Origin of the sequence: Mycolicibacterium stellerae (assembly GCF_003719305.1) — a bacterium.
Taxonomy (GTDB): Bacteria; Actinomycetota; Actinomycetes; order Mycobacteriales; family Mycobacteriaceae; genus Mycobacterium; species Mycobacterium stellerae.
The window spans coordinates 23,039-43,498 of record NZ_RARC01000037.1 but is presented as its reverse complement, the minus strand read 5'-3'; the positions used below and the strand labels follow the sequence as shown (position 1 = coordinate 43,498).

Below are 20,460 nucleotides of genomic sequence, written 5' to 3'. Positions count from 1 at the left end.
TGCTTAGGCGGCTATCCCGATTGCAGGAGCGCCAGCGGCCCCAGCGTGACCAACGCCCCGACCGCAACCGCGATCAGTGTGCTGCCGATGTCCTCGGTCTTGCGAACCACCCGAACGCCGACCACCAGACCGAGAATGACCAGCACGGACAGCACCAGCGCGACGATGTTGTTCCACTTCCACAGCTGGTCGAACGCGATGAACAGGCCCGCGCCGAACAGCACCGCCAGGATGCACTGGCCGACGACCAGCGCGCCGCGCGCGAACGACGACGTCGTCGTCTCGTCGTCGAACTCGAGATCCTCTTCGTCCTCGTCGTGGTCGACTTCGACGTCGCCGAACTCGAAGTCACCGAGCCGGCCGCCTCCTCCGCGACGAGCGATATCGTCAGCGACCGTGTCGCCGCCGAACAGCGGCCCCGCCGACGAGCGCAGATACGACGGCAGCGCATCGGCGTCGTCCTCGGTGTCGGGCGCGGTCGCGGCGGCCATCGCGGGCCTGGTCAGATCGGAGGCGACGGCATCGACCGCGTCGGCGTCGTCGATATCGACCGGATCGGGGCTCATCTCCTCTGCGCCGACGCCGGATCCGCCGGGATACCGCCGCGCCGTCTGGCCCCACAGCGGCCGACGTGGCGGCGGCTCGAAGTACATCGGCTCGGCTTCGCGTTCCTCGATGTGCGCTTCGTAGTCGGCTTCCTCGTGGGTCAGAGGAGCCTCTTCGTGGGTCAGAGGAGACTCGTCGAAGACTTCGGGGACCTCGGAGGCCTCTTGGCTGTCCTCGACGTGCTCGGCGACGCCATTGCTCGGCAGCGGCCCGGTGAAGTCGTCACGGACCTCTTCGAGCTCGTCGGTGGCCGGATCGGCGGAGGTGTGCCGGATTTCTGTGTGCGTGTCCCCGGCGATGATCGGGATCTCGCCGGTCAGCTCGGCCACCGAGACGGAGTCCGAGTTGCCGCGCCGACGGCGGCGCCGACCGCCGACCGGCGGTGCTCCGATCGTTCCGTTCTTTGCCAGCAACTCCGCGACCGATATCGGCCTTGTGCTGCTGTGGCTGTCTTCTGGTCCTGTCATCGTGTGTTGCCTTTGGGCTTGGCGGCGGCTCGGTCCGCGTCGCGCACGGATGTCTCGACCAGTGCGGTTCCGTCGGCTTCGCTGTCGAGTTTCCGCAGAATAAGGCCTTCTCGCAACGCCCACGGGCAGATGTCCACGGTATCGATCGCCAACGCTTGCATGCTCGCCTCCGCAACCAACGCGCCGGCCACGATCTGTGGCGCCCGTTCGGCACTCACCCCTTCCAACTCTGCTCGGTCAGCAGCGGTCATCCTAGAGATGAAAGCTATGAGCTGCCTAAGGCCGGTAGCTGTCAGTGTCCTCTTGACGCGCGGTCCCTCCCCGGAAGGCGCCGCCCCGGTGAGTCGCGCAAGCGATCGGAAGGTCTTCGAAGTGGCGACCGCAAGGTCGGGGGCGCCCGCCTTGAGCATCTCGGCTCCCGCGTCGGCCAGCTCGGTGGCCAGCCAGTCGCGCAGCATCCCCACCCGCCTGCGGCCCGGCGGATCGTCGGGCAGCCACTCCCTGGTCAGCCGGCCCGCCCCGAAGGGCAGCGACAACGCCACCTCCGGCTCCTCGTCGACCCCGTTGGACAGCTCGAGCGAGCCGCCGCCGATGTCGATGTTGATGATGCGGCCCGCGCTCCAGCCATACCAACGGCGCACCGCGAGGAAGGTGAGACGCGATTCGTCGACCCCGCTGAGCACCTGCAACACAACGCCGGTCTCGGCAAGCACGCGGGCCAACACGTCCTCTGAGTTCTTGGCGTCGCGCACGGCCGAGGTGGCGAACGCCATCAACTCCACACAGCCCGAACTCGCGGCGATCTTGGCGAACTCGTCGATGGTGTCGATCAGCTTGTCGGCGCCCTTGCGGGTCAACTTGCCCGACGAATCGATGGCCTCGGCCAGCCGCAGCGACGCCTTGGTGGAGCTCATCGGTGTCGGATGGCCGCCGCGGCGAGCGTCCACCACCAACAGATGGACGGTGTTGCTGCCCACGTCAAGCACACCCAGTCGCACGCACTCAACCTAACGGGTCTGACAGCGATCTTCGCGACCGCACCGCGGTGTGGCGTAGCACACCGTTTCAATCGGCAACCCGGAAGTTGAACACGGACTCGTCGAATCTGTTGTAGCTCTCGTATTCGACGAGCTCATACAGGTCACGCCGATGCTGCATCTGATCCAGCTGGGAGATCAACGACCCCTCCTTCGCCAGTGTGTCGAGAGCTCGTTGAGCGGCACCCATCGCCATCCGCAGCAACGAGACCGGCCAGATCACCACGTTCACGCCCACGTCGCCCAGCTGGGCCGCGGTGAACAGCTCACCCTTGCCGAACTCGGTCATGTTGGCCATCAGCGGGACGCTGACTGCCGATCGGACCGCCGCGAACTCCGACAATGACTCGAGCGCCTCGGGGAAGATGGCGTCCGCACCGGCGTCGACGAGGCACTTGGCGCGCTCGATCGTCGCGCCCAGCCCGTCGACGGCCCGGATGTCGGTGCGCGCGATGATCACCATGTTCGGGTCGCGCCTGGCGTCGACCGCCGCACGGATGCGTTGTGCGGCAGTGGCTTCGTCGACGACCTGCTTCCCGTCGAGGTGGCCGCAGCGTTTGGGGTTGACCTGGTCCTCGATGTGCAGTGCCGCCAACCCGGAGTCCTCGAGATCCTGCACGGTACGCGCGACGTTCATCGGCTCACCGAAACCGGTGTCCGCATCGGCAAGCACCGGTAGTTCTGTCACCCGCGCGATCTGGCGGTTGCGGGTGGCGACCTCGGTCAGGGTGGTCAGCCCGATGTCCGGCAATCCCAGATCGGCGCTCAGCACGGCGCCAGAGACGTAGACACCGTCGAAACCGCTTCGCGCAATCAATTTGGCGGACAACGGATTGAACGCCCCGGGAAATTGCAGCAGGCCACCCGCGGCGAGACGTTCACGGAGCGCAACCCGCTTCGCCGCAGGTGTTTTCGTCGCGTAGAGCATCTCGGCCTCCGTCAGAAGATCCCGTGTGGTCCAGTCGGCGGCAGGACACCTGGCAGTACATTGAACGTCAACTCCTGCACCTCTTTTGGCTTGAGTTCCGGCAGCCGCATCGCGAGCGCCAGAAAGCGGTCGGATTCTTCTTCGCCAAGCACGGGCACTGCAAGGCTGAGGAACTTCTCCACATACGCGTCCCTGGCAAACGGTCGGGCACCGCCGGGATGTGCGTCGGCGACACCGATCTCGTCGACGATCTCACTGCCGTCCTCCATGGTGATCACCACGCGGCCGCCATATGACTGATCGGCCCCGGCCGCGTGGTAGCGCTGCGTCCATCCGTCGTCTTCGACGGTGGACACCTTGCGCCAGAGCGCGACGGTGTCCCCGCGTGTTGCGCGCTCGCGCGTATACGACGCTTCGTGGTGCCAGGCTCCGTCCTGCAAGGCCACCGCGAAGATGTACGGGAGCGAATGGTCGAGGGTCTCCCTGGACGCCGCTGGATCGTACTTCTGCGGATCAGCCGCACCCGACCCGATCACATTGTGGGTGTGGTGTGACGTATGGATGACGACGCTACGCACCTGCTCTGGATCGGCGACCGCCGGATGTTCGCGAAACAGCTTGCTGGCCAGGTCAATCCACGCCTGTGCCTGGTACTCTGCCGAGTGTTGCTTCGTATAGCTGCTCAGTATCGCCGTCTTCTGCTCGCCGGGCTCGGGCAGCGGTACGTCGTAATGGGCCCCAGGCCCGTCGAGTAGCCAGGCGATCACGCCGTCTTCGCCTTCGTAGATCGGCGACGGGCTGGTCTGCCCCCGCATCGCCCTGTCGACCGCCTCGACGGCGACCTTGCCCGCGAATGCGGGTGCATAGGCCTTCCACGACGAGATCTCGCCCTTGCGTGACTGTCGGGTGGACGTGGTGGTGTGAAGCGCCTGACCGATCGCCTGGAAGATGACCTCCGGCGGCAGACCCAGCAGCGTTCCGATGCCTGCCACCGCCGACGGGCCGAGGTGCGCGACGTGGTCGATCTTGTGCTTGTGCAGGCTGATCGATCGAACCAGATCGATCTGTATCTCATAGCCCGTTGCGATACCGCGCACCAGCGAGTGCCCGTCGGCGCCCACATGTTGGGCGACAGCCGCGATCGGCGGGATGTTGTCGCCCGGGTGTGAATAGTCGGCCGCCAGGAAAGTGTCGTGAAAGTCTAACTCGCGCACGGCAACTCCGTTTGCGAATGCCGCCCACTCGGGACTCGTCCTGCGGTCGGCGTCGAGACCGAAGACGGTGGCGCCGACGCCCCCCGAGCTTGGTGGGTGCGCGAGGGCCTGTTCCCTGGCCGCGGATGGCGCGCTGCGCCCCACCGCGGCGGCCGCGACGCCCGCATTGTCGATCATCCGGTTGACGATCATGTCCGCGACCTCGTCGCTCACGTCCACGGGATCGGTCGCCACCTGCGCTATCGCCCAGGCGAGCTGCCCTTCCCTCGGGAGGCCCTCCTCGCTGCGGTGGACCCGGACACGATGGTTCTGCATGACGGCGATGCCTTTCTGTCAGGTGGAGCCGAGTCCGGTGTAGTCGTGGCGGAAGTGCTCGAGGCTGTTGTGTAGATGGACGTGGGTTGCGTGCACGGCCAGCGCGGCATCTTGGTCGGCGATCGCCGACGCGATGAGCGCGTGCTCGAGGGCCGACGCAGCCAGCCTCACCGGTGACGCCCCCGCCTTGCGCCGGACTCGGGCGATGTGTGCGCGCAACGTCTCGAGTGCATCGAGGAGATACGGATTGCCCGCGGCGGCATCGACCGCCTGATCGAAGCGGCGGATCAGCGCGTAGTACTCGCCGACCTGTTCATCGGATACGTCGGGGTCGAGCAACGTGGCATTCCATGCGCGGAAGTCGCTCGCGTAGCGGGCAAAGACGTCGCCGTCGGCGGCCCGGGCGGCCAGTCGGGCCGCTTGCGCCTCCAAGCAGGTTCGCATCTCGTACAGCGCGTCGACGTCGTCGTCGGAGACGTCGGTGACGACCAGGCCGCGGCCGCGCCTGTCGTCGAGCAGACCTTCGGCGACGAGTCGCCCGAACGCCTCGCGAACTGGAGTGCGCGACACCCCGAGACGCTCAGACTGTTCGACCTCGAACAGCGTGCTCCCCGGACCGAGTACGCCGTCGAGGATCTCCGACCGCAGTTGTTCATAGGCACGGGCCGCCGCGCTCAAAGGCTTCGATGGCACCGAGCCAGTGTATACATACGCCGATAGCAAACTTCAGTGACTGCGGTGTTTGTCGAAGCCATTGCGTCGAAGTGTCCATTGTGTATACGTTCGATCTATTCGACACCGTCGTCAGCCCCCGGGAGGCCCCCGATGCGAACCCCACGTCTTGTTGCGGCCATCGTCGCCGCCGGACTCGCTCTGGCCGCGTGCAGCGGCAACAGTGGCACCAGTGGCGGCGGTTCCGGAGGTGATGGCGGAGGTGACTTCAAGCCGCTGTCGCGCGTCGAGATCATCGCGCCCGCCGCCCCAGGCAGTGGATGGGACCAAACGGCACGCGCCGTGCAGGAAGCCCTGACGTCGGACAACCTGGCCCGCAGCGCGGACGTCAAGAACGTGCCGGGCGCCTCGGGGACGGTCGCGCTGGCACAGGTCGCACCGCAGACGGGCAAGGCCGACCTGCTGATCGCCTCTGGGCTGGCGATGATGAGTGGAATCATCACCAACGGCACCGACGTGACGCTCGACGACCTAACCCCGATCGCTCGTGTCGTCGGCGAATACGAGGTGATCGTCGTCCCGAAGGATGTGCCGTTCAACAACGCCGACGAACTTTTCGCCGCCATCAAGGCCGACCCCAAATCCGTTCCGATTGCCGGCGGTTCGGCAGGCAGCGCCGACCAGATCTTCATCGGCTTGCTGGCTCAGCACTACGGGGTCAAGCCGGCTGATGTGAACTACGTCCCCTACAGCGGCGGCGGCGAGGCGACGACGGCGCTGCTCGGCGGCAAGGTGAAAGCGGGCGTGGCCGGGCTCAACGAATTCGCCGAGCAGATCAAGAACGGCAACCTCAAGGGTCTGTTGATCTCGTCGGCGCAACAGGTCGAAGGGACGAGCTTCGCGCAGACGGCGACCCAGATCGATCCGACGCTCGAGTTCCAGAACTGGCGGTCGATCATGGCGCCGACCGGTATCAGCGATGACCTGACCACGCAGTACGTCGAGGCGATGAAGCGCATGCACGATTCGTCGGCGTGGACGGATGCGGTCAAGAAGAACGGCTGGAACGACAACTTCCTCGCCGGTGACGAGTTCGGCACTTGGTTGAAAGAGGAAAACACGCGCGTACAAACGGTTCTCGACGAACTCGGACTGGCCAAGAAGGCGGGTTAATGACCGCAGAGTCGGCCGACGTCGCGTCGACGCACAGGCCGATTCCGTGGGGCGACTGGGTGGTGTCGCTGGCGCTGCTCGGAATCGGCGTCGTGGTCCTGCTCGACGGACTCAACCAGGCGGCGTCGACGTCGGCTTCCGGGGTTGGCGCGGGATTCATGCCGAAGGTGGTCGGCGTCCTGCTCATCGCCCTTTCGCTCGCACTCGTTGTGCAAGTGGCGCGCGGCAGGCTCGGCGAGCCCGACGAGTCCGAAGGCGATGTCGATGTGCGCAACACGCGATGGGTGCCGCTTGCCATTTGCGTGGCCGCGGTAGGAGTCTTCATCGCAGCCGTTGAGCCACTCGGCTACCTCATCGTCAGCTCGATCGTCTTCTGGCTCACCGCATGGGCCGTCGGCGCCAGACACATCATCCGCACCGCCATCATCGCCGTCGCGCTCTCGCTCGTCGTCTACCTGTCCTTCACACGACTGCTCGACATCCCGCTGCCTGCGGGAATTTTAGGATTCTGATGTCGGGTATCGAGGGGCTGCTGCACGGGCTTTCCGTTGCGATCACACCGCAGGCGCTGTTGTTCGCGCTCATTGGCACAGTGGTCGGCACCCTCATCGGCGTGCTGCCCGGCATCGGGCCCGCATTGACCATCGCGCTGCTGTTGCCGATGACGTACGGCATGGAGCCGGAGTTGGCCTTCATCATGTTCGCGGGCATCTACTACGGCGCCATGTACGGCGGTTCCACGACGTCGATCCTGCTGAAGACCCCCGGCGAATCCGGGTCGGTGATCACCGCGATCGACGGCAACAAGATGGCCAGGAAGGGGCGCGGCGCGGCCGCGCTGGCGACGGCCGCCATCGGATCGTTCGTCGCGGGAACCATTGCGACCGTATTGCTGGCGTTCTTCGCCCCCTGGATGGTCAGCGTGGCCGTAAAGCTCGGGGCACCTGACTATTTCGCACTGATGGTGGTCGCTTTTCTGTCGGTGAGCGCACTCGTGGGATCTTCGCCGTTGCGCGGCATGATCTCGATGGGCCTCGGTCTGGCCATCGGCCTCGTCGGCATCGACTTCCAGAGCGGGCAGCAGCGGCTGGCCTTCGGACAGGTCGCGCTGCTCGACGGCATCGACACCGTCGTGCTCATCGTTGCGCTGTTCGCGATGGGCGAAGTGCTCTACGTTGCCGCGCATCAGGTCTCCAGCCATTTCGACCTCCTTGCGTTGGGAAAGGGGGCCAAGTGGATGTCCCGACAGGACTGGTCCCGGTCGTGGCGCCCCTGGCTGCGCGGTACCGCGGTGGGCTTCCCACTCGGCGTCATCCCCGCGGGTGGGTCGGAGATTCCGACGTTCCTCTCGTATGCCATGGAACGACGCCTGTCGGCGCACAAGGAGGAGTTCGGCGAAGGGGCCATCGAAGGCGTGGCCGGACCCGAGGCCGCCAACAACGCCAATGCCGCGGGCACCCTGGTGCCGCTGCTGGCGCTTGGCATACCGACGTCGGCCACCGCGGCCGTCATCCTGGTCGCGTTCCAGCAGTACGGGATTCAACCGGGCCCGCAACTGTTGGAGAGCCAAGCGGCCCTTGTCTGGGGGCTAATCGCAAGCCTGATCATCGCCAACGTCATCCTGCTGCTTCTGAATCTGCCACTCGTCGGTATCTGGGTGAAGATTCTCGAGATTCCGAAGCCGTATCTGTTCGCAGGGATCATGACCTTCGCCCTGCTGGGCACATACGCGGTCAACGGGTCCACGTTCGACGTCGTCGTGCTGCTCGTGCTCGGCATGGTCGGTTATCTGATGCGCCGGTTCGGCTTCCCGATCACGCCGATGATCGTCGGCGCCATTCTCGGTCCACTCGCCGAAGTCCAGCTGCGGCGCGCCCTGGACATCGCAGGCGGAGACGTGTCAACACTCGTCAGCACACCGTTCACCATCGTCGTCTATTTGACGTTGGTTGCGGCACTGGTCGGCGGGTACCTGCTACGTCGTCGCGCCGACAGCGAGGTGCATGCGACCGTGCCCGAGGAGGACCTGGTCGACGAGGCGGGCACGCGCCGGCCTTGACGGCGATCACCGGCGGTTCGGGGTAGCGTTGTTCCTTGTGACGTCAGAACATCCCGGCGAGGTCGAGCTGGATTTCGCGCGCGAATGGGTGGAGTTCTATGACCCGGACAATCCCGAACATCTGATCGCCGCCGATATGACTTGGCTGCTGTCGCGGTGGACATGTGTGTTCGGCACGCCGGCGTGTAAGGGCACAGTGGAAGGTCGTCCCGATGACGGCTGCTGCTCGCACGGCGCCTTCCTGTCCGACAAGGACGACCGCAAGCGCCTCGACGCCGCGGTGAAGACCCTGACCGACGACGATTGGCAGTTTCGGGAAAAAGGCTTGGGCCGCAAGGGTTATCTCGAGATGGACTCCTACGACGACAAGCCCAACCTGCGCACCCGCAAGTACAAGGGTGCCTGCATCTTCCTCAACCGGCCCGGCTTCGGTGGCGGCATCGGATGCGCGCTGCACAGCAAGGCGTTGAAGCTGGGTGTCGAGCCGCTGACGATGAAGCCCGACGTGTGCTGGCAGCTGCCGATCCGGCGTACCCAGGAGTGGGTGAAGCTGCCCGACGATACAGAGATCCTCAAGACGTGGATCACCGAGTACGACCGGCGCGGCTGGGGCGAGGGTGGTGCCGATTTGCACTGGTACTGCACCGGCGACCCGAACGCACATGTCGGCGCCAAGCAGGTTTGGCAGACCTATGCCCCCGAGCTGACCGAACTTCTCGGCGAGAAGGCGTACGCCGAGCTGGCGGCAATGTGCAAGCGGCGCAGCAGCTTAGGGCTGATCGCCGTGCATCCCGCCACCCGGGCCGCCGACTAGCGGCCTGCGCCTCCCGACTAGCCCTCCAGTTTGTAGCCGAGACCGCGCACCGTCACCAGGTGCACCGGGTTGGCCGGGTCGGCCTCGATCTTGCTGCGCAGCCGCTTGACGTGGACATCGAGCGTCTTGGTGTCGCCGACGTAGTCGGCGCCCCACACCCGGTCGATGAGCTGACCACGGGTGAGCACACGTCCGCTGTTGCGCATCAGATACTCGAGCAAGTCGAATTCCTTGAGCGGCAGGGTAATCGACTCTCCGTTGACCGAAACGACATGTCGTTCGACGTCCATCCGCACCGGTCCCGCCTCCAGCACGCCGTCGCCGATGGCGGGGTCGTCGGCGTCGGCGCCGCGGCGCAGCACCGCCCTGATCCGCGCGATCAGCTCACGCGCCGAGTAGGGCTTGGTGACGTAGTCGTCGGCGCCGAGTTCCAGTCCGACCACCTTGTCGATCTCGCTGTCGCGCGCAGTCACCATGATGACCGGCACGCTGGAACGCGACCGCAGTTGTTTGCATACGTCGGTCCCGCTCATCCCGGGCAGCATCAGGTCGAGCAGCACGATGTCTGCGCCTGCTCGCTCGAATTCGGCGAGGGCCGAAGGCCCATCGGTCACCACGGTGGCCTCGAAACCCTCCTTGCGCAGTAGGAACGCCAGGGGATCGGCCAGGGACTCCTCGTCCTCGACGATCAGCACGTTGGTCATGGACGTTGCAGTTCCTCTCATTGGTCAGATCGTTCGTCCGACTCGCCCGCGCGATCCGGATAGGCCGGAATCGACAGAGTGAATGTCGATCCGGTGCCCGGCTGACTCCACAGCCGGATGGTTCCGTTGTGATTGGCCGCAACATGTTTGACGATCGCCAGACCGAGGCCGGTACCTCCGGTTGCCCGTGATCTGGCCTTGTCGACGCGGAAGAACCGCTCGAAAACCCGCTCCTGATCGGCGGCAGCGATGCCGATTCCCCGATCGGTGACGGCGATCTCGATGTTGTCGCCCCTGCGCCTGCGGCTGATCGACACCGGGGATCCATTGGATGAGTAGGCGATCGCGTTGGACACCAGGTTGGCTATCGCGGTCACCAGAAGGGGTTGGTCGCCGAGCACTTTGTAACCCGTCGGCGCATCGGTGGTGATGGCGATGTCGGCGTTGTCGGCGACCACCTTGTACCTCGAAAGCGCTTCTGCGACAACAGTATCGACGTCTACGGCCTCGAGGTCGGGCAGCGGCTCGGCCCCTTGCAGCCTTGACAGTTCGATGAGCTCACCGACCATGTTGGCCAGCCGCTGCGATTCCATGACCATCTTCTCGGCGAATCTGCGCACGTTCTGCGGGTCGTCGGCGGAGGCCAGCAGCGCCTCCGCGAGCACGCCCATCGCCCCGACCGGCGTCTTGAGTTCGTGGCTGACGTTGGCGACGAAGTCGCGTCTGGTGGCCTCCATCCGCGCATGCTCGGACTGGTCGTCGACGTACATGACGGCGAACCGGCGGTCGTCCTCGGTCAGCAGCCGGACGTGGCCCCGCACGGAAAGCCCCGACCTGCCGGGCTGGGCCCGCCTGCGCGGGGAGAGATCGACCTCGACGTCGTCGCCGGTGGTCAGGGTCCGCTGCGCCGCCAGCCAGGCGCGGTCGTCGAGCAGACGGTCGCGCACCAGGCCCAGTTCCCTGGCCCGGTCGTTGGTGTAGACGACGTCACGGTAGGTGTCGACCACGACGATGCCCACCGGTGACAGCGACACGATGTGGGCAAGCATCTCCGAGACGGTGATTCCCGACTCCTCGGTCGCCCGCCGCTGCCTGCGCTCGACGATCCTGGGGGCCATGCCCGCTCCGACCGCCACCCCGATCACCAGAGCGAGCAGGGCCACGACTGCCGCCAGCAGCAGTGCGGATACCACACTCACGAGCAAATGGTACGTAACTGGTGAACGTCATCCCAGCAGCGTGCGGCTAAAACGGGACATGTCACATCACCAAGCGCATGTGTTCGGTTGGCGTTCATCCAGTGTTTGCCCAAAGCAGCCGCCCGGTGGGCTACTTCGCTCCCTGGCTCGCCACTGCGGCCGCTCCCGCGGCGGCGGCCTCGGGGTCCAGGTAGGTGCCACCGGCGACCTTCGGGCGCAGATCGCCGTCGAGGTCGTAGCGCAGCGGGATGCCGGTCGGGATGTTCAGCCCGACCACGTCATCGTCGGACATCTTGTCGAGGTACTTGACCAGCGCACGGAGCGAATTTCCGTGCGCGGCGATCAGCACGGTCTTGCCCGCCTGCAGGTCGGGCACGATCGTTTCGGTGAAATACGGCACGAACCGCGTGACGACGTCCTTGAGGCACTCGGTCTTCGGCGGGCCGCCCGCGATGTCGGCGTAGCGCGGATCGTCGTCCTGGCTGAATTCGCTGCCCGACTCGATCGGCGGCGGCGGGGTGTCATAGCTGCGCCGCCAGGCCATGAACTGCTCTTCGCCGTAGCGCTCCTTGGTCTCGGCCTTGTTCAGGCCCTGCAGTGCCCCGTAGTGACGTTCGTTGAGCCGCCAGTCGCGGTGCACGGGTATCCAATGCCTGTCCGCCTTGTCCAGCGCCAGATTCGCGGTGGTGATCGCCCGCCGCAGCAGGGACGTGTACAGAACGTCGGGCTGGGTTTCCAGCTCCTTGATCAGTTCGCCTGCACGGACGGCTTCTCCTCTGCCCTTTTCGGTGAGGTCGACGTCCACCCAACCGGTGAACAGGTTCAGCGCGTTCCATTCACTTTCGCCGTGGCGCAGAAGGATCAGCGTGGAATCTCCCATGATGGGCAGCCTATCCCGGCGCGCGTCAGCCGTCGCCGTCGTCGATCAGATGCTGGAACGCCTGCAGATTCTGCAGGGATTCACCACGCGAAACCCGCCACTCCCACTCTTTCTGGATCGAGGTGCGAAAGCCCAACTCCAGCAACGTGTTGAAGTCACTGTCGACGGCCTCGAGCACCTGACCCAGCACGCGGTCGATCTCGTCGGGCGTCACCGAGTGCAACGCCATCCGACCGACCAGATAGATGTCGCCGACGTTGTCGAGGGTGTAGGCGACCCCGTAGAGCCTGCGGTTGCGCTTGAGCAGGAAGCGGTACACGCCCTCGTGGTTCTCGTCGGGTTTTCTGCAGACGAACGCCTCGACGCGCACCGAATGCTCGCCGATGGACAGGATCGTGTTGGTCTTCAGCCGCCGCTCACCGGGCAGTTCGACGATGATGCCCGGCAGCCCGCCGTGCGCGCCTTCGTGGCGGGTGAAGACCAGGCCGTTCTCCTTGCAGGCGTCCTCGATGACCTGCTGGGCCGGTGTCACGCCCGCACACCTCGTCGCATCGAGAACCGGCGTCCCACCCGGCGCGTGCTCAACTCTCGGGGTTGATGGCGTGCGCGGTAGTCGCTGATCGCCCGCCCGTAGCTGGCCAGCAGCCCGTCGACGGTGTGCGCCCAGGAGAACGTCGCGGCGTGCTCGACGGCGGCGGTGCGCATCGTGTCGGGTCCGCGCTGCACCAGATCGGCGATCGCGTGCACCCAGTCGTCGACCTCGTGGCTTGCGACCAGTGTGCCGGTGACTCCGTCGCGCACCGCGACCGGCAGGCCGCCTACGGCCGCGGCCACCACCGGCGTGCCACACGCCTGCGCTTCGACGGCGACGAGGCCGAACGATTCGGAGTAGCTCGGCACCGCGACCAGGTCGGCGGCGCGGTACACGTTGACGAGTTGTTCTCGCGACTGCGGAGGCAGGAACGTCACCCGGTCGGCGATACCCAGTTCCCCGGCCAGCCGAACCAGTGTGTCGGGCGCCGCCAGGCCCGTTCCGGACGGTCCGCCTGCCACCAGCACCCGCAGCTGGGGAAACTTTTCGGTGAGCCGGGCGGCCGCGCGCAGCAGCACGTCGGGCGCCTTGAGCGGCTGGATGCGTCCGACAAAGGCCAGGATGAGCTCGTCGCGCGCCAGCCCGAGAACCTCCCGCGCCGCGTGCTTGTCGCCAGGCGTGAAGGTGTCCAGATCCACCCCTGGATGGACGACGTCGATGCGGTCCGGGTCAGCATGGTGAAGCGAAACCAGTTGCTGCGCTTCGTGTTCGGTGTTGACGATCAGCCGGTCCGCTTCGTCGACGACCTGCTGTTCACCGATCGCGCGCAGCGGCGGTTCCGGCGCGTCGCCGTTGGCCAGCGATGCGTTCTTGACCGCGGCGAGGGTGTGCGCGGTGTGCACCAGCGGCACCGCCCACCGATCGCGCGCCAGCCAGCCGACCTGTCCCGACAGCCAGTAGTGCGAGTGCACGACGTCGTAGTAGCCCGGCTCGTGGGTGGCTTCGGCTCGAAGCACACCCGCGGTGAACGCGCACAGCTGTGTCGGCAGATCGTATTTGTCCAAGCCCTCGAACGGACCGGCGACGACGTTGCGCACCAGCACCCCGGGCGCCACCCGCACCGTCGGCTGATCGGCCGACGAGGTGGCCCTGGTGAATATCTCCACCTCGACGCCCCGGCGGGCCATCTGCAGCGCGCTCTGCAGGACGTAGACGTTCATGCCGCCGGCATCGCCGGTGCCGGGCTGCGCAAGCGGGGAGGTGTGCACCGAAAGGACGGCGACTCGCCTCGGAGCCGCGATGGCGGCGACATTCGACCGGGGCTGATCCGTCGCTAGACGCACACACACATGTCTACACCGTGCTCAGAGACGGGTCGTCGCCGAGATCGAGTCCGAACAGCGCATCCCAGAACGCTTCGTCGGACTGAGCATGCAGCGCGGCCGCCTCCTCCCGCAGGGCCAGTGCCCGCTGATGAATCCGATATTCAGTCGCCCGCGGCATCGACGCGGGCCCATACCGGCCGCGTCTCAACCGCCGGACTCTGCCGTGGGCGATCTCGCATCGCAGCGCGTCGGACACCGCCTTCGACGCTCGCCCGGCGACTTCGAACCTGTGGTGGTCGAGCATGTCGACCAGGTCAGCGACAGTGGCTTTGCCGTGTTGAAACAGGTGCAGGGTGAGCACGCAACGCAGTTCGTAGCCGCGCAGCCGCCGTCTCGTGGACATGATCGGACCGTGTCAGCTCACACCGACAACAAATGTCGGTTCAGCCCACATCAAACGGCTGGCTGTGGATGGTCTCGAGCTGCCCACCTTTGGGCGACAGTGTCGCCAGCGGTTAGCAGGTCTTAGTTCGAACGACATTGTCGCCCAGACGCGGGCACCGCGGCGTGTGTCCCGGCCGTCCGGCGATCGGAGACCGGCCGTTAGGCGATCGGAGACCGGGCGTCACGCGGTCCGGAGACGCGGCGTCAGGCGGTCGCTTCCGGCCTGCGGGCCAGCGCGCGCCGCATCGCGCCGATCGGATCGGCGTAGATGCCGCCAAGCGACACCACTCCCGCACCCGCCTCCTGCACCCGGTTGCCGAACGAGGTCACCCGAATATCGCGCGCGGGCAGCACAGAGCGCTGCCGATACGCATCCTCGACCACGCTCATGCCCTCCGGATACTCGGTGAACGCCTGACCGCCGACGACCAGGTCGTCCGGGTTGAGCATGTCGCGCAACAGCGCAACGGCCTCCCCCAGCACCCGCGCCCGCTCGGTCAGCAGTGCACGCGCCTGCTCGTTGCCCTGCCTGGCCGCCCGCAGCACGGCCGTCATCGTCGACGACGGACCCTCTGCAGGGATCACCCGCTGCTTGCGCGCGGCGATGAGCACCGCCTCGTCGCTGACCGTCGACTCCAGCTGGCCGGTCCCGCCGAGCAGATCCGATTGGGCGGGTAGGCCCGCGATGGTTCCTGGGCCGCTGGCAGGCGAATGGACCTTGCCGCCGATCGACAGCGCAAAGCCGACGGTTTCGCGGGCATACACGTACAGGCTCGTGGCGGGATGCGACACCCGGCGCGTACCCAGCAGCAGCTCGGCACCCGCCATGGCGTCGACGTGCGACGCGACCGACACCGGCAGGCCGATGGTTTCGGCGACGACAGGCCCGACGGGCGCGTCGACCCAGCCAAGCCGTGGGTGGTCGAGATAGCCGGTCGAGCTGTCGATGACGCCACCGGAGGTGACGCCGACCCACAGCGCGCGGCGCCGGTGCCAGCGACTCAGGTAGCGACGCGCGCTACCCGCCAGCGAGGTGAGAGCGGCGGCCTGCGCGCCGCGCGGCGTCGGCGTCTCAACGACGTCGAGCGTGCGGCCGAACAGGTCGGTGGCCACGATGATCGTGGTCCGCGCGCCAATGTGGATGCCCAGCGTCAGGAACGGTTCGTGGTTGACCTCGACCGGTACCCGAGGCCTGCCGATCGCGCCGGAAACCGCGAGGTCGGCGCGTTCCCTCAGCACACCCGCATCGAGCAGCGCGGTGACCTGACGGTTCACCGTGGCGATCGACAGCTGGGTGACCTTTGCGATGACGTCACGGGCAATTGGGCCACGCGACCTGGCGGCGTTGAACACCGAGGCGGCCGCGGCGTCGGCCAGCTTCAGTGAGGGTGCAATCACTCGCCGCGACTGCGGGTACCTCCCGCTTGCGGTGGAGAGGGCGCGCTTGGTGTGGGCGGTGGGAGCTTGGCGAAGAACGGTGGTGGTGCGCACGGGATGTCCTCGGAAGTAGTCGGCTGGTGGGGCTGTGCCACACCTGGCGACTCAAAAGGACAAGCGAGATGTCCGGACTCGGGTCAGGCGCGGCGGTTTGCGCGGCGACAACAACAACGCGCGCGGCGTGCGCCGATTGCCTGACTACTGCGGGTCACGCCGTGAACTTAGCACAGCCAACTAGCCGTCCGCCCAGTGACGTCGGCCACTATCCAGGGAGGTGCCGTCGGGTGCGACCGCACACGAGAAGGCGACGACCCGATTTCGTAGAGTTGGTCGCATGACAACACCCGATTCCGACCGCCGGGTCGCGGTGGTCACCGGCGCCAGCGCGGGCATTGGTGAAGCGACCGCCAGAACGCTTGCCGCCCAGGGCTTCCACGTCGTGTGCGTGGCGCGCCGCAAGGAGCCCATCGAGAAGCTGGCCGCGGAGATCGGTGGCACCGCCGTCGTCGCGGACGTCACCGACGGGGATGCCGTCGAGGCGCTGACCGACAGCCTGGACAGGGTCGACGTGCTGGTCAACAACGCGGGCGGCGCCCGCGGTCTCGAGCCCGTGCTCGAGGCCGACATCGACCACTGGCGGTGGATGTGGGAAGCCAACGTGCTCGGCACGCTGCGAATGACCCGCGCGCTGCTGCCCAAGCTCATCGACTCCGGTGACGGCCTGATCGTCACCGTGACGTCGATCGCGGCGATCGAGACCTACGACAACGGCTCCGGCTACACGTCTGCCAAACATGCCCAGGGCGCGCTTCATCGCACATTGCGCGGCGAGCTATTGGGAAAACCTGTGCGGCTCACCGAGATTGCGCCGGGCATGGTCCAGACAGACTTCTCGCTGCGCCGTTTCGAAGGCGACGAGGAACGGGCCGACGCCGTCTACAGGGGGGTGACGCCGCTGGTGGCCGAGGATGTCGCCGAGGTGATCGGCTTCGTCGCGTCGCGGCCGTCGCACGTCAATCTCGACACCATCGTGATCCGGCCGCGCGACCAGGCAAGCGCATCCCGGTTCAACCGCCGGTAGCAAATTTGGGTGGAGTAGCTCGTTACGCGCGCACCGCGGCGACGTTCGAGCCAGAATCATCGTGTGAAACGAACTCTTGCCACCGCGATAGCCGCGACCGCAACCACGGCTGTGGCGTTCGCGATCCCGGCTGACGCGGCAGACCGCTACTACTACGCCGCAGGAACTCGGGCGTCCGGGCAGCCGTCGCACACCTCCGAAACCGAGTGGGAGGACTTTCTGGGCCAGGGCCACCTCCCCCCTGCGTTCACGATTCAGTACCCTCGCGACCTCGCGCCCATGATCGGCGAGAAGCCCCTCGACGACTCGGTGGCCGAAGGGGTGCAGTCAGCCGTCGAGCGGATCCAGAGCGACTACCAGGACGGCGATCGCGTCTACCTCGTCGGCGTCAGCCAGGGTGCGGTGGTGATGGCCGAGACCAAGCAGGCGCTTATCGACGGCGGCCTCGACCCCACGAAGATCACCGTTCTCACCTTCGGCGACCCCACCAACCCCGACGGCGGCTTCCTGTCCAAGCTGGATCGGTGGAACATCAACATCCCGGGATACACGCCGGTGACACACACTCCCGGCCAGGGCGGATATGTGACGGTCGTCATCGAGTACGACCTGATCGCCGATTCGCCCGACAACCTGAACCCGGTGTCGTGGGCCAACGCGGCGATGGGCGCGATCTACGACCATCCCAGCTATCGCAAGGATCTCCTTGACGATGCCTACGCGGAGGGCCGCGTCGTGAGCAACACCGACGAGTGGTACCAAGTCTCCGATGACGGACAGGTAGCCGACCAGGCGGAGGCCTATTACCAGCACAACTTGATCAAGCAGACGAACCTGCCGATCACCCGCCCGATTCGAGACTTCGGCACATCGCTCGCCGACGATCAGGGCGACGTGGCCGTCAACAAGCTCGTCGATCAACTCGACAACGCGTTGCGACCGATCGTGGACGCCGGCTACGACGGCGGTGAGCCCGGCGGTACCCGCCACGTGGGCACGACGACCATCCACTACCAGGACGACGAAGGCAACCCGGTCGCCGACCCCAGCCCAACCGGGTCGGTGGCCGAGAAACCGAACAGGCCGGTGCGCGATGCTGTCAAGAAGGTCAGTGCCACGATCAAGAAGATCACCGACAAGTTGAGGCCAAAGGCCACCCAGGCCAACCGGGCCGACCAGCAGTAGCGATCTAGCCGCCGGGGCGACCGTTGACCGGCTGCGGCGCATCCGTCGGGGTGGCGGGTGCGGTGCTCGGAATGCCGGTCGGCGGAGCCTGCGACGACAACGCCGACATCGTCACCCACTCGTCCCACGGCACCGCCCAGTCCCAGATGTCGCCGTCGGCGTAGGACAGCTCGATCGAGGTTCCCGTCACCTCGACCGGGTCGCCGTAGATGGCACTGTTGAAGTACTGCTGGGCGTTCTCCAGGTTGAGGTTGATGCAGCCGTTTGTGACGTTGGTATTGCCTTGGGCCCCAATGCTATTGGGATTGCAGTGGATGAACTCGCCGTTGTTGGAGATGCGCACGGCGAAGCGCTCGTGCACGTTGCTGTAGCCGGCCGCCGGGTTGGTCATGTAGAAGTCTTCGTACTTCTCGCTCACCACGTGCACCCCGCTGCGAGTGATGTTGCGAGGCAGGTCACCTTCGCCGTAGCTGCACGGGAAGTCCATGATGACGCCCTCGTCGGTGATCACCTGGATGCGGTGCGAGCTGGCTTCGGCCTTGACGACCTGGCGGCGTCCGATCGCGAAGTTCAGCGAGATGTCCTGGCCGCCGAACGCGTCGTCACCGAACTTCACGCCGTAGAGCTTGGCCTCGACGTTCACCGTGGCGCCCGCCGGGTAGTAGTCCTTGGTCCGGTAGTGCACCCGCGATCCGCCGACCTCGTCGGGCAGCCACGCCCAGCTGCCCTCCACCGGCGGCTCGGTGGTCACCTTGAGCGCCTTCTCGACGGTGACCTTGTCCTCGTCGGCGATCGAGGCGTCGAACTGCAGGATCACCGGCACCGCGACGCCGACGACCTGGCCGTCGGCGAGCTGGAACTGGCCGTTGACCTTCGTCGTCGGGTTGACGGTGGTGAAGCTGCCCTCCACCGGGACAGCTTTCCCGTCGCGGCCCACCACCGAGCCCGCCCACGTGTAGTCGACGCCGTAGCCGAGCGGTTCGGTGACGGTGAAGGCGGTGCGCTCGCGATTGATCGCGCCCGCAACGGCCTTGCCTTCGGCATTGGTCAGCGCGATCCGCTGGAACCAGCCGTCGCGAACATCGACGCGCACCGACGACGTCGGCACCACGTCGGAGGCGGCGTTCGCCGGACTGTAGGTCAGCGACGGCGCGGACGGAGCCTCGGCGGCCTCGGACGGCGCTTTCGACTTCCCCGCGCACGCGGCGAGCACGCCCGGAGCAACCACCCCGACCGCAAGTGCGGTCAAGGCCCTGCGCCGAGAAATCGGCGGCAACGGATTGGCTGGGGTCACGTGTTCCAAAGATACCTAGAGAGCGGCTCCAACCAGAATCGGCTCGGGTGTGAGTTCGATCCCGAATTCGGCCTCGACACCGTCGCGGACCAGTCTGGCCAGGGCAATCACGTCTGCCGCGGTCGCTTTTCCGCGGTTTGTGATGGCCAGCGCGTGCTTGGTGGACAGCCGGGCCGGCGCGTCTTTGGCCGGATAACCCTTGTGGAAGCCGGCCTGCTCGACCAGCCAGCCCGCAGCCAGCTTGATCCCGTTCGGGGCCGGGTAGTTCGGCACGGGCGCCTCCGAGCGGCCCTGGATCCGGTCGAAGACCGCGGGCGTGACGACCGGGTTGGTGAAGAACGAGCCGACGCTCCAGGTGTCATGGTCGGCCTCGTCGAGCACCATGCCCTTGCGTTTGCGCAAGGCCAGCACGGCGTCGCGCACCGCGGCCGGATCGGTGCGGGCGCCGGGCGCGGCGCCGAGAGCCGTCGTCAGCTCGCCGTAGCGCAGCGGCGCACTGCGGCCGTCGGAGTGCAGGGCGAACTCGACCTCAAGGGCGATCGCGGCATCGGAGTGTTTGAGAATGCTTGTCCGATAACCGAATCCGAGCTCTTCGCCGCCGACCCAGCGGTCCTCTCCGGTGGCCCGGTCCAGCAGCCGGACCCGTCGGATCGTTTCGGAGACCTCCGCCCCGTATGCACCGACGTTCTGCACGGGGGTCGCGCCAGCCGAGCCGGGAATGCCAGAAAGGCACTCGAGACCGCCGAGGCCGTGTTCGAGTGCGGTGACGACGACGTCGTCCCACACCGCACCGGCCTCCGCCCGCAGGATGTCGCCTTCGACGTGGATGCCGGCATTGGCCAGCCGCACGACGGTCAGGTCGGGCATCTCGTCGGGCAGCACCACATTGGAGCCGCCAGCCAGCACCAGCGCCCGTTCGTCGCAGTCCGCGTCAAGGGCGCGAATGACGGCGATGACCGCCTCGGTGGTCTCGCAGGTGATCAGGCGGCGCGCTATCGGGCCGATGCGCAGGGTGGTCAGCGGGGCGAGCGGCACCTGCTCGACGACAGGTACACCACGTAGGCGCGATGTGACCACGGGCCGTAACGGTAGCC

The 20,460-nt window shown here is 66.5% G+C and carries 20 protein-coding genes; 6 read left to right on the top strand and 14 right to left on the bottom strand.

Features of this window, described 5'->3' with window-relative positions:
* Nucleotides 1-11: 11 nt before the first annotated feature.
* The 5 genes from D6M19_RS29805 to D6M19_RS29785 all read right to left on the bottom strand — a co-directional run bounded on the left by D6M19_RS29805 (nucleotide 12) and on the right by D6M19_RS29785 (nucleotide 5,260).
* Nucleotides 12-1,073 carry an Rv0497 family membrane protein gene (locus tag D6M19_RS29805; protein WP_123028893.1) on the bottom strand — a complete coding sequence of 354 codons (1,062 nt, stop codon included), beginning with the start codon at nucleotides 1,071-1,073 and terminating at the stop codon, nucleotides 12-14.
* Entirely contained in the window at nucleotides 1,070-2,071 is a 1,002-nt protein-coding gene (locus D6M19_RS29800; protein WP_164478762.1) for a Ppx/GppA family phosphatase, read from the bottom strand. Before D6M19_RS29800 ends, D6M19_RS29805 begins: the two co-directional genes overlap by 4 nt.
* A gap of 67 nt (nucleotides 2,072-2,138) precedes the next feature.
* Nucleotides 2,139-3,038, bottom strand: coding sequence for a methylisocitrate lyase (gene prpB, locus D6M19_RS29795; protein WP_123028892.1), 900 nt, complete (start codon nucleotides 3,036-3,038; stop codon nucleotides 2,139-2,141).
* 11 nt (nucleotides 3,039-3,049) lie between these two features.
* Nucleotides 3,050-4,567, bottom strand: a complete 1,518-nt coding sequence (locus D6M19_RS29790; protein WP_123028891.1) for an MmgE/PrpD family protein — start codon at nucleotides 4,565-4,567, stop codon at nucleotides 3,050-3,052.
* Between the two features lie 18 nt (nucleotides 4,568-4,585).
* Nucleotides 4,586-5,260, bottom strand: coding sequence for a GntR family transcriptional regulator (locus tag D6M19_RS29785; RefSeq protein ID WP_206428674.1), 675 nt, complete (start codon nucleotides 5,258-5,260; stop codon nucleotides 4,586-4,588).
* Nucleotides 5,261-5,392: 132 nt separating this feature from the next.
* Between D6M19_RS29785 and D6M19_RS29780 the strand changes: the two genes are divergently transcribed.
* From D6M19_RS29780 to D6M19_RS29765, 4 genes are read left to right on the top strand one after another with little or no spacing between them, the layout of a single operon-like run.
* Complete coding sequence (locus D6M19_RS29780) at nucleotides 5,393-6,412, top strand: Bug family tripartite tricarboxylate transporter substrate binding protein (RefSeq protein ID WP_123028889.1); 1,020 nt, start codon at nucleotides 5,393-5,395, stop codon at nucleotides 6,410-6,412.
* The gene (locus D6M19_RS29775; RefSeq protein WP_123028888.1) at nucleotides 6,412-6,924 is read left to right on the top strand and encodes a tripartite tricarboxylate transporter TctB family protein; all 513 of its coding nucleotides are present in this window, start codon (nucleotides 6,412-6,414) and stop codon (nucleotides 6,922-6,924) included. Before D6M19_RS29780 ends, D6M19_RS29775 begins: the two co-directional genes overlap by 1 nt.
* Nucleotides 6,924-8,471, top strand: a complete 1,548-nt coding sequence (locus D6M19_RS29770; RefSeq protein ID WP_123028887.1) for a tripartite tricarboxylate transporter permease — start codon at nucleotides 6,924-6,926, stop codon at nucleotides 8,469-8,471. The genes D6M19_RS29775 and D6M19_RS29770 overlap by 1 nt, the downstream gene beginning before the upstream one ends.
* A gap of 37 nt (nucleotides 8,472-8,508) precedes the next feature.
* The gene (locus D6M19_RS29765; RefSeq protein ID WP_123028886.1) at nucleotides 8,509-9,285 is read left to right on the top strand and encodes a DUF3109 family protein; all 777 of its coding nucleotides are present in this window, start codon (nucleotides 8,509-8,511) and stop codon (nucleotides 9,283-9,285) included.
* A gap of 17 nt (nucleotides 9,286-9,302) precedes the next feature.
* Here the strand turns inward: D6M19_RS29765 and regX are convergent, their stop codons facing one another.
* The 7 genes from regX to D6M19_RS29730 all read right to left on the bottom strand — a co-directional run bounded on the left by regX (nucleotide 9,303) and on the right by D6M19_RS29730 (nucleotide 15,860).
* A complete protein-coding gene (regX, locus tag D6M19_RS29760; protein ID WP_123028885.1) occupies nucleotides 9,303-9,989 on the bottom strand; it encodes a two-component sensory transduction protein RegX in 687 nt (228 codons plus the stop codon).
* A 17-nt stretch (nucleotides 9,990-10,006) separates the two neighbouring features.
* Nucleotides 10,007-11,188, bottom strand: coding sequence for a sensor histidine kinase (locus tag D6M19_RS29755; RefSeq protein ID WP_123028884.1), 1,182 nt, complete (start codon nucleotides 11,186-11,188; stop codon nucleotides 10,007-10,009).
* Nucleotides 11,189-11,318: 130 nt separating this feature from the next.
* Nucleotides 11,319-12,068, bottom strand: a complete 750-nt coding sequence (locus D6M19_RS29750) for a phosphoglyceromutase (RefSeq protein ID WP_123028883.1) — start codon at nucleotides 12,066-12,068, stop codon at nucleotides 11,319-11,321.
* A 25-nt stretch (nucleotides 12,069-12,093) separates the two neighbouring features.
* Nucleotides 12,094-12,600 carry a type III secretion system chaperone family protein gene (locus D6M19_RS29745; protein ID WP_123028882.1) on the bottom strand — a complete coding sequence of 169 codons (507 nt, stop codon included), beginning with the start codon at nucleotides 12,598-12,600 and terminating at the stop codon, nucleotides 12,094-12,096.
* Nucleotides 12,597-13,943: a D-inositol-3-phosphate glycosyltransferase gene (gene mshA, locus D6M19_RS29740; protein ID WP_123028881.1), complete on the bottom strand. Its 1,347-nt coding sequence runs from the start codon at nucleotides 13,941-13,943 to the stop codon at nucleotides 12,597-12,599. Before mshA ends, D6M19_RS29745 begins: the two co-directional genes overlap by 4 nt.
* Nucleotides 13,944-13,953: 10 nt before the next feature.
* Nucleotides 13,954-14,328 carry a hypothetical protein gene (locus tag D6M19_RS29735; protein WP_123028880.1) on the bottom strand — a complete coding sequence of 125 codons (375 nt, stop codon included), beginning with the start codon at nucleotides 14,326-14,328 and terminating at the stop codon, nucleotides 13,954-13,956.
* A 245-nt stretch (nucleotides 14,329-14,573) separates the two neighbouring features.
* Nucleotides 14,574-15,860 carry an ROK family protein gene (locus D6M19_RS29730; protein WP_123028879.1) on the bottom strand — a complete coding sequence of 429 codons (1,287 nt, stop codon included), beginning with the start codon at nucleotides 15,858-15,860 and terminating at the stop codon, nucleotides 14,574-14,576.
* 280 nt (nucleotides 15,861-16,140) lie between these two features.
* On the opposite strand from D6M19_RS29730, the gene D6M19_RS29725 reads away from it, so the two are divergent.
* Entirely contained in the window at nucleotides 16,141-16,887 is a 747-nt protein-coding gene (locus tag D6M19_RS29725) for an SDR family oxidoreductase (protein ID WP_123028878.1), read from the top strand.
* Nucleotides 16,888-16,950: 63 nt separating this feature from the next.
* A complete protein-coding gene (locus tag D6M19_RS29720; protein ID WP_123028877.1) occupies nucleotides 16,951-18,072 on the top strand; it encodes a PE-PPE domain-containing protein in 1,122 nt (373 codons plus the stop codon).
* Nucleotides 18,073-18,076: 4 nt separating this feature from the next.
* Here D6M19_RS29720 and D6M19_RS29715 read toward each other — a convergent pair whose 3' ends face one another.
* Both D6M19_RS29715 and D6M19_RS29710 read right to left on the bottom strand, forming a co-directional pair.
* Nucleotides 18,077-19,366, bottom strand: a complete 1,290-nt coding sequence (locus D6M19_RS29715; protein WP_123028876.1) for a L,D-transpeptidase — start codon at nucleotides 19,364-19,366, stop codon at nucleotides 18,077-18,079.
* A gap of 15 nt (nucleotides 19,367-19,381) precedes the next feature.
* The gene (locus D6M19_RS29710; protein ID WP_123028875.1) at nucleotides 19,382-20,443 is read right to left on the bottom strand and encodes a UDP-N-acetylmuramate dehydrogenase; all 1,062 of its coding nucleotides are present in this window, start codon (nucleotides 20,441-20,443) and stop codon (nucleotides 19,382-19,384) included.
* Nucleotides 20,444-20,460 lie beyond the last annotated feature (17 nt).

Bases quoted from the DNA above. Each gene is read 5' to 3' on its own strand.
- D6M19_RS29805 (WP_123028893.1), bottom strand. From the start codon at position 1,073: ATGACAGGACCAGAAGACAGCCACAGCAGCACAAGGCCGATATCGGTC.
- prpB (WP_123028892.1), bottom strand. From the start codon at position 3,038: ATGCTCTACGCGACGAAAACACCTGCGGCGAAGCGGGTTGCGCTCCGT.
- D6M19_RS29790 (WP_123028891.1), bottom strand. From the start codon at position 4,567: ATGCAGAACCATCGTGTCCGGGTCCACCGCAGCGAGGAGGGCCTCCCG.
- D6M19_RS29780 (WP_123028889.1), top strand. From the start codon at position 5,393: ATGCGAACCCCACGTCTTGTTGCGGCCATCGTCGCCGCCGGACTCGCT.
- D6M19_RS29775 (WP_123028888.1), top strand. From the start codon at position 6,412: ATGACCGCAGAGTCGGCCGACGTCGCGTCGACGCACAGGCCGATTCCG.
- D6M19_RS29770 (WP_123028887.1), top strand. From the start codon at position 6,924: ATGTCGGGTATCGAGGGGCTGCTGCACGGGCTTTCCGTTGCGATCACA.
- regX (WP_123028885.1), bottom strand. From the start codon at position 9,989: ATGACCAACGTGCTGATCGTCGAGGACGAGGAGTCCCTGGCCGATCCC.
- D6M19_RS29750 (WP_123028883.1), bottom strand. From the start codon at position 12,068: ATGGGAGATTCCACGCTGATCCTTCTGCGCCACGGCGAAAGTGAATGG.
- D6M19_RS29735 (WP_123028880.1), bottom strand. From the start codon at position 14,328: ATGTCCACGAGACGGCGGCTGCGCGGCTACGAACTGCGTTGCGTGCTC.
- D6M19_RS29725 (WP_123028878.1), top strand. From the start codon at position 16,141: ATGACAACACCCGATTCCGACCGCCGGGTCGCGGTGGTCACCGGCGCC.